The 12,042-nt window shown below is 52.6% G+C and carries 12 protein-coding genes; 7 read left to right on the top strand and 5 right to left on the bottom strand.

The annotated features are described in order from the left end of the window. Positions 1-13 precede the first annotated feature (13 nt). Positions 14-742 carry a glycosyltransferase family 25 protein gene (locus tag KCG43_RS09280; RefSeq protein WP_255557909.1) on the bottom strand — a complete coding sequence of 243 codons (729 nt, stop codon included), beginning with the start codon at positions 740-742 and terminating at the stop codon, positions 14-16. A 71-nt stretch (positions 743-813) separates the two neighbouring features. Further along, complete coding sequence (rfaD, locus tag KCG43_RS09275; RefSeq protein WP_192015985.1) at positions 814-1,758, bottom strand: ADP-glyceromanno-heptose 6-epimerase; 945 nt, start codon at positions 1,756-1,758, stop codon at positions 814-816. Positions 1,759-1,942: 184 nt separating this feature from the next. Between rfaD and KCG43_RS09270 the strand changes: the two genes are divergently transcribed. The 3 genes from KCG43_RS09270 (at position 1,943) to tdh (ending at position 5,009) form a co-directional block, all read left to right on the top strand. Continuing rightward, positions 1,943-2,590 (top strand): TetR/AcrR family transcriptional regulator, encoded by a 648-nt coding sequence (locus tag KCG43_RS09270; RefSeq protein ID WP_192015984.1) that lies wholly within the window; start codon positions 1,943-1,945, stop codon positions 2,588-2,590. A 130-nt stretch (positions 2,591-2,720) separates the two neighbouring features. Next, the gene (locus KCG43_RS09265) at positions 2,721-3,914 is read left to right on the top strand and encodes a glycine C-acetyltransferase (RefSeq protein WP_218384465.1); all 1,194 of its coding nucleotides are present in this window, start codon (positions 2,721-2,723) and stop codon (positions 3,912-3,914) included. 63 nt (positions 3,915-3,977) lie between these two features. Beyond that, positions 3,978-5,009 (top strand): L-threonine 3-dehydrogenase, encoded by a 1,032-nt coding sequence (tdh, locus tag KCG43_RS09260; RefSeq protein WP_027250583.1) that lies wholly within the window; start codon positions 3,978-3,980, stop codon positions 5,007-5,009. A 56-nt stretch (positions 5,010-5,065) separates the two neighbouring features. Here tdh and KCG43_RS09255 read toward each other — a convergent pair whose 3' ends face one another. Genes KCG43_RS09255 through gpmM form a run of 3 tightly spaced genes read right to left on the bottom strand, consistent with a single transcriptional unit; the run spans position 5,066 to position 8,547 of the window. Further along, positions 5,066-5,785 carry a divergent polysaccharide deacetylase family protein gene (locus KCG43_RS09255; RefSeq protein ID WP_218384464.1) on the bottom strand — a complete coding sequence of 240 codons (720 nt, stop codon included), beginning with the start codon at positions 5,783-5,785 and terminating at the stop codon, positions 5,066-5,068. A 36-nt stretch (positions 5,786-5,821) separates the two neighbouring features. Further along, positions 5,822-7,000: a peptidoglycan DD-metalloendopeptidase family protein gene (locus KCG43_RS09250; RefSeq protein ID WP_218384463.1), complete on the bottom strand. Its 1,179-nt coding sequence runs from the start codon at positions 6,998-7,000 to the stop codon at positions 5,822-5,824. An 8-nt stretch (positions 7,001-7,008) separates the two neighbouring features. Continuing rightward, the gene (gene gpmM / locus KCG43_RS09245; protein ID WP_192015980.1) at positions 7,009-8,547 is read right to left on the bottom strand and encodes a 2,3-bisphosphoglycerate-independent phosphoglycerate mutase; all 1,539 of its coding nucleotides are present in this window, start codon (positions 8,545-8,547) and stop codon (positions 7,009-7,011) included. A 425-nt stretch (positions 8,548-8,972) separates the two neighbouring features. On the opposite strand from gpmM, the gene KCG43_RS09240 reads away from it, so the two are divergent. From KCG43_RS09240 to cysE, 4 genes are all read left to right on the top strand, one after another. Next, a complete protein-coding gene (locus KCG43_RS09240; protein ID WP_192015979.1) occupies positions 8,973-9,407 on the top strand; it encodes a rhodanese-like domain-containing protein in 435 nt (144 codons plus the stop codon). Between the two features lie 111 nt (positions 9,408-9,518). Beyond that, complete coding sequence (gene secB / locus KCG43_RS09235; protein ID WP_027250588.1) at positions 9,519-9,989, top strand: protein-export chaperone SecB; 471 nt, start codon at positions 9,519-9,521, stop codon at positions 9,987-9,989. A gap of 13 nt (positions 9,990-10,002) precedes the next feature. Next, positions 10,003-11,019 carry an NAD(P)H-dependent glycerol-3-phosphate dehydrogenase gene (gene gpsA, locus KCG43_RS09230; protein WP_311567646.1) on the top strand — a complete coding sequence of 339 codons (1,017 nt, stop codon included), beginning with the start codon at positions 10,003-10,005 and terminating at the stop codon, positions 11,017-11,019. A gap of 133 nt (positions 11,020-11,152) precedes the next feature. Beyond that, complete coding sequence (cysE, locus tag KCG43_RS09225) at positions 11,153-12,010, top strand: serine O-acetyltransferase (protein ID WP_225445185.1); 858 nt, start codon at positions 11,153-11,155, stop codon at positions 12,008-12,010. Positions 12,011-12,042: the final 32 nt, after the last annotated feature.

Below are 12,042 nucleotides of genomic sequence, written 5' to 3'. Positions count from 1 at the left end.
GGCTGATTATTTTTTATTTTATGCTTTTCAGCTTTCTCATAATAGTTTCATATGTTCTGAAACCTTCGATGTACAGTTTGTGGGAGAATCCCACAGATTGTTTCTGTTTGCGGGTGGAGCCAATTGTAGTCGCAGTTTGCGAGCGTTCAAACACTGACGGATAGACATGGTAGGAATGAATACCGTGTCGCCAGGGCTTTTCCATATAGTCGTCGACCGGCTCGATAAACAGCTGGGCATTGTCCAGGAAACTTTTTGCGGCAACCGGTGTAATGATGTAAGCGCTGGTACCGCAGGTGCCTTTTCGGTAAACACCGATTGAGTGGGTATCTGAGACAGCAAACAGGGCTTTAAATGTATTTGGCTGATGCGCTGACAGTTTAATGTAATGGTATTGTTCAATGTATGGCTGAATGTCAGCCAGCACGGAGTGAACGTCGTCAGCCAGCACGTTGACATTGTCTTCGAGGATCAATATTGGCGTATCCAGTTCAAGGCACTTTTCCCACAGGGCATAGTGACTGGCAAAACAGGCAACTTCAGCCGTGACCAATTGATAGCCTTTTCGTTTGAAGGTTAGCGCTGGTGTAGCCTTTTCACTGTGCAGGAAATGTTCAGAGTCAATGCCATCAACGGCATCAAAAAACTGGAAAGGAACCTCAGCCTGAGCCATTAACGTTTGCATGTGCTCACGGCGATGAGAAGACCGCGCTAAGCTGACAACGAAAGTTGGTATAGTCATCAAATCAATCTTTTTATACAAGTCAGCGACACCCAGAGCGAATCAGGGTGTCGCTGAAAGGTTTGTTAGTATTAGTTGTTCAGAATCGCCATATACTCAGCGACGCCTTCGGCAACGGTTTTAAACGCTTCGTTATAACCCGCGGCACGGACTTTGGTCAGATCTGCCTGAGTATAGGCCTGATAGCGGCCTTTCAGGTGCTCAGGAAACGGGACAGATTCTACCTGACCTTTACCGTGATGCTTGATGACTGCATCTGCTACGGCCTGAAAACTTTCTGCCCGGCCAGTGCCGCAGTTGAAAATGCCAGAGACGCCATTTTGCCAGAACCACAAATTCACTTTGCAAACATCGCCAACATAAATGAAGTCGCGTTTAAAGGTGTCTGACCCTTCGAATAACTTCGGCATTTCGCCTTTTGCAATTTGTTCATTCAGGTGGAAAGCCACTGATGCCATGCTGCCTTTGTGCTGCTCACGCGGGCCGTAGACGTTGAAGTAACGGAAACCGGTGATTTGCGACAGCGTTTCACCGTGCGCTTCGGCGTCTTGCCACAGGCGGCGGACATAGTTGTCAAACAGCTGCTTGGAGTAACCGTAAACGTTCAGCGCACCTTCGTAGGCTTTTTCTTCAATGAAATCACGGTCACGGCCGCCGTAGGTCGCGGCGGAAGAGGCATACAGGAACGGGATTTCGCGCTCCAGGCAGAAGTGCAGCAGCTCTTTGGAATACTCGTAATTATTGAGCATCATGTATTTGCCGTCCCACTCTGTGGTAGCAGAGCAGGCGCCTTCGTGGAAGACGGCTTCAATCGGGCCAAAGTCATCACCCGCCATGATTTGGGTGATGAAATCTTCTTTGTCCATATAATCGGCGATATCCAAATCGACCAGATTAGCGAACTTGGTACCGTCTTTGAGGTTGTCGACGACCAGAATGTCGCTATACCCTTGTTCATTGAGCGCTTTTACAATGTTGCTGCCGATCATGCCGGCGCCACCAGTCACTATAATCATGGCACTTCCAGTTTTGTCAGATGGACCCGGTAGTAAGAGGCCAGAAGCGTAGCAGAAGAACTGCACCACCGCGTCAAAATTTAGTCAGTAGTTATGATAACATCATCAGGGTTTGTTGATCTTGATTTTGACCCACATAAGATAACAAACCGAGACTGCCCAGGGCGACGCAAGTGAGAGGCTTATGAAAACCCGCGATAAAATCATTCATGCTGCATTGGAGTTGTTTAATGACGGAGGGGAACCCAACGTCACCACCAACCATATTGCGGCATATATGGGCATCAGCCCAGGCAACCTGTATTACCATTTTCGTAATAAAGAAGAGATTATACACAGTATTTTTGATGAATACGCTCAGGATTTGCGGGTTCGCTTCCAGCCGCGGGAAGAGGCGGTGTTGTCTGCTGACAGCCTGCTGCAATACCTCGATGCGGTATTTATGCTGATGTGGCGTTACCGTTTCTTCTACGCCAATCTGCCCGACATTCTCAGCCGGGATCCTGTGCTACAGCATAAGTATCTGGAAGCGCAGGAAAACCTCCATCAGGATATCATGGTGGTGATGCGCCATTTTCGTTCCTTAGGGTTGGTCACCCTGAACGATGATGATTTGCTTAGCCTGGCAACCACGCTCAAGCTGGTGGCAACCAGCTGGATCAGTTACCAGACCGCGCAGGCACCTGAGGCTAAAATTACCAAAGCTGTCATCTATCAGGGGGTGCTGCAGATGCTTTCAGTAATAAGACCTCTGACCAGTATGGAGGGGCGGGATGTCGTTCTTCAACTTGAATCACATTATTGTGATCAAGTGGAGCGGGATGTTTCATAGTTGTCGACTGAGTAGAGTTTAGCTCTTAGAATCCGGCAAACTTTGTAACATTGTGGCGAATGATTGCTAATTTAATAGTAGGTTGTTCGCTAAAAGTGGCAAATACGCCTTTACATGTTTGGAGAGCAAGATGTCAGCTGCCTTTTATCAACAGATCGCCGATCAGATTCAGGAAGTGAAAGCAGAAGGATTATACAAAAGTGAGCGTGTAATCACTTCTGCTCAGGAAGCCAATATTGCGATTGCCAGCGGTGATCAGGTATTGAATTTCTGTGCCAACAACTACCTGGGTCTGGCTAACCACCCGGCGTTGATTGAGGCTGCCAAACAAGGCATGGATGAGCACGGTTTTGGTATGGCTTCAGTGCGTTTTATCTGCGGTACGCAGGACGCACATAAAGAGCTGGAGAGTAAGCTGTCGGCCTTCTTAGGCATGGAAGACACTATCCTTTACTCTTCGTGTTTTGATGCAAATGCAGGTCTGTTCGAGACCATTCTCGGCCCTGAAGATGCCATTATTTCTGATGCGCTGAACCACGCTTCTATCATCGACGGTGTACGTCTGTGTAAAGCAAAACGCTTCCGCTACGCCAACAATGACATGGCCGAGCTGGAGCAACAGCTGATCGCTGCCAATGAAGCCGGTGTGCGCCACAAGCTGATTGTAACCGACGGTGTCTTCTCTATGGATGGCGTGGTAGCAAACCTGCCGGCTATCTGTGATCTGGCGGACAAGTATGATGCGCTGGTAATGGTCGATGATTCCCACGCCGTAGGCTTTATGGGTGACAATGGCCGTGGTACTCATGAATATCATGATGTGATTGATCGTATCGATATCATCACAGGTACGCTGGGTAAAGCCCTGGGCGGAGCGTCAGGCGGTTATACCGCAGGTAAGAAAGAAGTGATCGACTGGCTGCGCCAGCGTTCTCGTCCTTACCTGTTCTCTAACTCGCTGGCCCCGGCGATTGTGTCTGCCTCTATCCGCGTGCTGGATCTGCTGGCAGAAAGCAGCGATCTGCGTGCAACGCTGTGGAAAAATGCTGAGCAGTTCCGCACCCGTATGTCTGATGCCGGCTTCACGCTGGCAGGTGCCGATCATGCCATTATCCCAATCATGCTGGGTGATGCTAAAGTAGCCGCCGAGTTTGCTGAGCGTGCACTGAAAGAAGGCATTTACGTGGTGGGCTTCTCTTACCCTGTGGTGCCGAAAGGCCAGGCGCGTATCCGTACTCAGATGTCTGCTGCGCACAGCGCAGAGCAGCTGAATAATACTATCGATGCGTTTATTCGCATTGGTAAAGAGATGGGCATCATCTGATAATCACTGAATTTGCTGCAGGAGCGGTGTGATACCGCTTCTGGGCTACTTGTGGAAAGCATCATGAAAATTAAAGCATTAGCAAAACTGAAGCCAGAAGAAGGCATCTGGATGACAGAGGTCGACAAGCCTGAACTGGGCCATAACGATCTGCTGATTAAGATTAAGAAAACCGCTATCTGTGGCACTGACGTCCATATCTATAACTGGGACGAGTGGTCACAAAATACGATTCCAGTGCCTATGGTGGTGGGTCACGAATACGTGGGTGAAGTGGTCGCGATTGGCCAGGAAGTCCGTGGTTTTGACATCGGTGACCGTGTTTCCGGCGAAGGCCATATCACTTGCGGCCACTGCCGTAACTGCCGTGGCGGCCGCACCCATCTGTGCCGTAACACTATCGGTGTGGGTGTCAACCGTGAAGGGGCCTTTGCTGAGTATCTGGTGATCCCGGCGTTCAACGCATTCAAGATCCCGGACAATATTTCTGACGATCTGGCGTCGATTTTTGACCCGTTCGGCAATGCTGTGCACACTGCGCTGTCTTTCGACCTGGTAGGCGAAGATGTGCTGATCACAGGTGCCGGCCCTATCGGTATCATGGCGGCGGCGGTTGCCAAGCACGTAGGTGCCCGTCATGTCGTGATTACTGACGTGAACGAATACCGGCTGGATCTGGCCCGCAAGATGGGTGTGACCCGTGCGGTCAACGTGGCAGAGCAAAAGCTGGAAGACGTGATGGCAGAGCTGGGCATGACAGAGGGCTTCGATGTCGGTCTGGAAATGTCGGGTGTGCCTGCTGCGTTTAACAGCATGCTGTCGAGCATGAACCACGGCGGTAAGGTGGCTATGCTGGGCATTCCGCCATCGAGCATGGGTATCGACTGGACTCAGGTGATTTTCAAAGGCCTGGTGATCAAAGGTATCTATGGCCGTGAAATGTTCGAAACCTGGTACAAGATGGCGAGCCTGATTCAGTCTGGCCTGGATCTGAGCCCAATCATTACCCACCACTATAATGTGGATGACTTCCAGCAGGGCTTTGATGTCATGCGCTCCGGCCAGTCCGGTAAAGTCATTCTGAGCTGGGACTGATTTCCCCCTCAGAAGCAAACAAACGGAACGGTGTGCCTCGGCACACCGTTTTTTTGTCAGCTGCCGGTGGGAAACAGCTCAGACAAGCGAACCAGGGTGACCTGTTGCTGAATTTCGGGCAGCATGGCAGTGAGTGTCGATAGTGTGATTGGGTGCGGGTGGCCTATCGCGATCACAGTGCCTTGTTTTTTCGCCTGTAAGACGGCCTGTTTCAGCTGGCGGCGGATGAAGGTTTCGGTCGGGACATGATCCAGGAAAACATGGCGGCGCAGGGCGGGAATGTGTGCCGCCTGAGCTTGCGACTGCGCGACGGATCTGGCGGTGGTGCGACTGTCGAGAAAGGCCAGATGCTCTTGTTTGAGCACTTCCATCACCCAGCCCATAGCGGTCGGATTCTGGGTCAGGGCACTGCCCATATGATTATTGACCGCCACCGCGCCCGGCACGCGTGTCAGCGCAAAGCGGAGCTTGCTCTGAAGCTCTTCCTTGCTCATGGCCTCGGTCAGGGTGGTCATTTCGAGCGGCGCAGTCCTGCTCGGCTGCATCGGCATGTGGAGCAGCACGTCTCTGAATTCCTGCCGGGCCTGACGGGCGGTCAGCTGGTCATAAGGGGTCTCGGGCAAGATGGAGACACTGATTTGCGGCGGGAGTGCTGATAACGGGGAAGGCATATGCTGATAACCCAGATCATCAATCACGATCGCCAGTCTGGCCGCTTGTGCCGGCGATGCCCAGAGCCACAGCCAGACCAGCCCTACACTGAATAACCCCTTCATTCGAACCATCCTTGTTCTGTTACCGGGTGCTGCGTGTCATAAAATGCGGTTAACGGTCAGCCAGGGCTGCGGATTGGTTGGCGTGCCTTTACGGCGGATTTCAAAATACAGTCCCGGTGATTCCTGCCCGCCGCTGTCGCCAACCAAGGCAATGGCTTCGTTACGCTGCACGGTATCGCCCACTTTTTTCAGCACGGTCTGGTTATAACCGTAGAAGGTCATATCGCCTTGGCCGTGATCCACGGCAACCATCAGGCCGTAGCCGCGCAACCAGTCGGCAAAGACGACTTTCCCGCCATGTACGGCTTTTACTTCGCTGCCCACAGCTTGACCGATCACCATGCCTTTCCAGCGCAGCTCACCCTGAAGCGGGCTACCGTATGCGTGGCGAATTCTGCCCGAAACCGGCCAGGGCAATTTACCTTTGTATTTGCCCAGTCCATCCATACTGACTCTGGCCTGACGCGCCGCGTCCTCGGCCGCTTTGCGGGCTTTGGCAATTTCAGTGATCAGGCGTGATTCATTGCTTTTCAGTTCAGTTAAGTAGCGTTTATCTGCGTTCAACTGGCCCTGCAATTCCCTGACCGTGCTTTTACGCGCCTGCTGGCTGCCCAGCAGTGTCGCCCTGTCTTTTTTCAGCTGGCTAAGCAGGGTTTGCTGCTCATTACGCTGTTCGCTTAACTGATGTTTTTTGAGCTGCAGTTCGGTATCCGTGGCGGCCAGTTCATCCAGTGCATGGCTGCGAGCCTGGCTGAGGTGTGAGGCGTAGATGGCCATGCGGTCTAACCGGGCAGGGTCGCTTTCGCCCAGTAAGTTGGCGAGCGGCGAGGATTTGCCCATTTTGTACTGGCTGGTGAGCAGTTCTTTCAGCAGCTCACGCTGGCCAATCTGGCGTTGTAGCAGTGCCTGCTGTTCTTTTTCCAGCTGGCTGATAGAGCGTATCAGGCCGTCGACTTTTTGCTCGGCGGCGTGAATATTGCCGGCCGCTCTGGCGATGGCCAGCTCCTGTTGTTTCAGGGTTTTCTGGACATCGTTGAGCTGCTGTTTTTTATCGCTCAGCTGTTTTTGCTGCCGTGCTATTTCCTGTTTCATGCCGTCAAGCTGATTCTGACCGTCGGCAGACACGGAGGCACTGAACGCCAGGCATAGCAAAGCGCCAGTGCCTAAGGCACTGGCGCGGAGTGTACAGATTGCACTATAAAATAATTCCCGCATGTCCGGGATTATTTCAGATCGTACAGCACCTGACCAGTCATCTCTGACGGGATTTGGAGCCCGGTCAATGACAGCATGGTTGGCGCCAGATCAGACAGCTTACCGCCGTCTTTCAGGCTGATCTGCTTGTTGCCGACATAAATCAGCGGCACAGGCAGGTTAGTGTGTGCGGTATGAATGCCCCCGGTTTCCGGGTTCACCATCATTTCAGCGTTACCGTGGTCGGCGGTGATAAGCAGCTGTCCGTCCGCTTCTTTGATGGCTTCAACTACACGGCCGATACTTTCATCAATGGCTTCACAGGCTTTCACCGCGGCATCGTAGACACCTGTGTGGCCGACCATGTCGCCGTTCGGGTAGTTACAGATGATCATATCGAATTCACCGCCTTTGATGGCCGCGACCAGCTTGTCAGTCAGCTCAGGGGCGCTCATTTCAGGCTGCAGATCATAGGTTGCCACTTTTGGTGATGCCACCAGGGCGCGGGACTCGCCGTCAAACTCGGTTTCGACACCGCCATTGAAGAAGAAGGTCACGTGAGCATATTTCTCGGTTTCAGAAATGCGCAGCTGGGTTTTGCCCTGTTTCGACAGCCATTCGCCTAAGGTGTTGGTCAGGCTTTCCGGCGGGAACGCGGATGGCAAATCGATATCTGCGGCGTATTGCGTCAGGGTCACGAAGTGCAATGCCGGGAACTGTTTGCGTTCAAAACTGCTGAAAGCTGGCAGGAAGGCACGTGAAATCTGACGGGCCCGGTCTGCACGGAAGTTCATGAAGACAACCGCATCACCGTCCTGCATGGCGGCATCAGGCTGGCCGTCGGCACGCAGCACTGTGGCTTTGACGAATTCGTCGTTTTCTTCGCGGGCATACGCAGCCTGCAGGCCTTCGACGGCAGAGGCGGCGGTGAAATCCCCTTTGGCTGCGGTCAGCAGATCATAGGCAGACTCGACGCGTTCCCAGTTGTTATCCCTGTCCATGGCGTAGTAACGGCCAACCAGAGAGGCGGTACGGCCTTTGCCCAACTGGGCAAACAGCGCGTCGAAACGTTCCAGAGAGGCTTGTGCGCTGCGCGGTGGCGTGTCGCGGCCGTCCAGGAAACAATGCAGGTAAATATGCTCAGCACCGCGTTCTGCCGCCATTTTCACGGCCGCTTCAATGTGATCTTCGTGGCTGTGAACACCGCCAGGTGACATCAGCCCCATGATGTGAACGGCTTTCCCCGCGGAGATAGCGCTGTCCATGGCTTTCACCAGCGTAGGATTATGCTGGAACTCACCGTCGGAGATGGATTTGGCAATGCGGGTCAGATCCTGATACACCACACGGCCGGCACCAATATTGGTATGGCCCACTTCTGAGTTACCCATCTGGCCATCAGGCAGGCCCACGTCCAGCCCGGAGGCCTGGATCAGGGTGTTGGCTTCATGCGCCATCAGGTTATCCAGTACCGGGGTGTTGGCGTTGGCAATCGCGTTATTTGCGGTATCTTCGCGGTATCCCCAACCGTCCAGAATCACCAGAGCCAGTGGTTTCTTAGCAGACATAAGCTGTCCTCTCCATAAATGTGAACAATCTGAAAATGTAGACCAATTACCTCAACATCCGGCTGTAATGTCGTATCAAGGCGCTCAGGTAAGTAGTCAGGTCGGTAATTTTACTACAAAATCACCGCTACTTTGTAGTTCAGATCAAACATTGCTGTAAATGGTTTGTTATCTTTACTACCTAGAATATATTCATTTCTACTGTGTAACGTAAGATCTGAGAATGCGTTTTTTTCTATTGTAGTTATAGGCGGCGCCTTGCGATGTGTGGTTATTGCGCAGAAAGCAGTGAGCCGTGACGCGTAAATGTGGCGGGTGGCTGTACATCATTCCGGCCACAGGTATACTCAGTTTCCTTAATTTTGGTTGAATCTTGCCACTGTGCGGGAATCCGGCAGGCAGTAAAGGTTAATAGAGCGAAAATCATGCAGCAATTCATAGAGTTTGTTACGAGTAATCCCATTTTGTCACTGGTCTGGGTTGGCCTGGTTCTGGCCCTGATATCTTCCATGGTGAAGCAAAAAACCGCGGGTTATGCCGTTGTCACCCCTAATCAGGCGACAGTGCTGGTCAACCGTGAAGACGGCGTGTTTGTCGATATTCGCAGCAAAGATGATTTCCAGCGTGGCCACATTGCAGGCGCACTTCACATTTTACCAAGCGAAATTAAAGCCGAGAACTTTGGACTGCTTGAAAAGTATAAGTCAGCCCCCATCATTGTGGTATGCAAAACAGGTCAGACGGCGCAGGAAAGTGCCAGCCTGCTGCACAAAGCGGGTTACGCTAAAGTTAGCCTGCTGAAGGACGGATTGATTTCCTGGAATGAGGCCAATTTGCCTCTGGTGCAGGGAAAGAAATAAGTTCTTGAACTCTCAGGTGGCTGACGGTGTCAGCTGCCCTTTATTTCAGGCCGGAAGATTCCGGTAAAAATGACAGATTTCTTAACGAAATCATCAAAAAAGGACAATAACATGGCTGAAGCAGCGACCAACGAAGCGCAACAGAACTTCCAAATCCAACGCATTTTCCTGAAAGATGTGTCTTTCGAGGCGCCAAGCTCGCCGGAAATGTTCCAGAAAGAATGGAACCCTGAAGTGAAATTGGATCTGGATACGCAGAGTCGTGAGCTGGCGGAAGGTGTGTACGAAGTCGTACTGCGTCTGACAGTCACAGTGAACAATGCGTCAGAAGCGGCGTTCCTGTGTGAAGTTCAGCAGGGCGGTATTTTCTCTGTAGCCGGTATGGAAGCGCCACAACTGGCCCATTGCCTGGGTGCATTCTGCCCGAACATCTTGTTCCCGTACGCACGTGAAACTATCTCCAGCCTGGTTGTCAAAGGCACTTTCCCGCAACTGAACCTGGCACCGGTTAACTTTGATGCCCTGTTCATGAACTACCTGCAAAGTCAGGCGGAAGGTAACCAGGAAAGCACTCAAGCCTGATTGGCGACACAGCATGACCTCAATCACTGATAACGCAATAACGATGACAGTGCTGGGTGCCGGTTCTTACGGCACCTCGCTGGCCATCTCGCTGGCCCGTAATGGCGCTAATGTCATTTTATGGGGCCATAACGCTGCGCATATGGCGCAGCTGGAAACAGATCGGGCCAACGAGGCATTTCTGCCTGGCGTGGCCTTTCCGGACTCGCTGATCCTAAGTGTGGATCTGGAAGCCGCCGTTAAAGCCAGCCGGGATTTACTGCTGGTGGTGCCCAGCCATGCTTTTGCCGATGTGCTGAAACAGATGAAGCCTTTCCTGCGTGATGATTCGCGGATCTGCTGGGCCACCAAAGGGCTGGAGCCGGAAACCGGACGTTTGCTGCAGGATGTCGCCCATGAGATCCTGGGCGAGGGGGTGCCTCTGGCTGTCCTCTCCGGGCCGACGTTCGCGAAAGAGCTGGCCGCCGGTTTGCCCACCGCGATAGCGGTGTCGTCACCGGATGCCGGGTTTGTTAAAGATCTGCAGGATAAAATTCACTGCGATAAAAGCTTCCGGGTCTACAGCAATAACGATTTTATCGGTATGCAGCTGGGTGGCGCGGTGAAGAATGTGATTGCTATCGGTGCCGGAATGTCAGACGGGATTGGTTATGGTGCCAATGCCCGCACCGCTCTGATCACCCGCGGACTGGCCGAGATGTGCCGTCTGGGTGCGGCGCTGGGTGCTCAGCCGGAAACCTTTATGGGTATGGCTGGGCTGGGCGATCTGGTGCTGACCTGTACCGACAACCAGTCGCGCAACCGCCGTTTTGGCTTGGCACTGGGGCAGGGAAAACAGGTTGATGAAGCGCAGCACAGTATCGGCCAGGTGGTTGAGGGGTATCGTAATACCAAAGAAGTCTGGGTTCTTGCCCAGCGTTTTGGTGTGGATATGCCGATCACCGAGCAGATTTATCAGGTGCTTTATCAGGGTAAAGATGCGCGCGAGGCCGCCAGAGATCTGCTGGCACGGGCCAAGAAAGACGAGTGAGCGGCTGGAAAAGTTGTCTTACCGGAACAACACAGCGCGGGCAAAAAAGCCCGCGTTGTTTTTTTTTCTGAGAAGTTTAAAGTTATAACCATTATCAGCAGTCGATACTCATCAGGTGAGTAGGGTGCAGGCTATGGTGCAAACACATAAAGGATATACAGGGGACGACGTGAGGGAGTGTCAACAGCAAGCCGTCTGGGAGACGATCAAGCAAGAGGCCAAGGTGCTGACTGAGCAGGAGCCCATGCTGGCCAGTTTTTACCATGCCACCATCATTAAGCACGATAATCTGGGTGCCGCACTCAGCTATATACTGGCGAACAAGCTGGCTACCCCTTCCATGCCTGCAATGGCAGTGCGGGAAGTGGTGGAAGAGGCGTATGTTGCGGACAGTATGCTGACGGAATCGGCCGCGTGCGATATTCGCGCCGTTGTTGACCGTGACCCTGCTATCAACAAATTTTCTGTGCCGCTTCTGTATCTGAAGGGCTTTCACGCTTTGCAGGGCTATCGTGTTGCCAACTGGTTGTGGAAGCAAAAGCGCGAAGCACTGGCCATTTATCTGCAAAATCAAATCTCAGTGACTTGTCAGGTGGATGTGCATCCGGCGGCCCGCATCGGTCAGGGCATCATGTTTGACCACGCTACCGGTATCGTGATTGGTGAGACGGCAATTATCGAAAACGATGTGTCTATCTTGCAGGATGTGACGCTGGGCGGGACAGGTAAAGAGTGCGGCGACCGTCACCCTAAAATCCGTGAAGGGGTGATGATAGGCGCCGGTGCCAAAGTGCTGGGGAATATTGAAGTGGGTGAAGGGGCCAAGATTGGTTCGGGCTCAGTGGTGCTGGCACCTGTGCCGCCTCATACCACAGTGGCGGGTGTACCGGCGAAAATTGTCGGCCGTCCGAGCAGCGACAAACCTTCCATGGATATGGATCAGCAGTTTAATGGCATTTACCAGACTTTTATTGCCGGTGACGGTATCTGAGTGCCGATTGCCTTCAATATCTCATCGTGAAA

The organism is Photobacterium sp. WH24, assembly GCF_019204055.1.
Classification (GTDB): Bacteria; Pseudomonadota; Gammaproteobacteria; order Enterobacterales; family Vibrionaceae; genus Photobacterium; species Photobacterium arenosum.
Note: the sequence above shows the minus strand (reverse complement) of the source record. Positions and strands in the feature narration are given on the sequence as shown.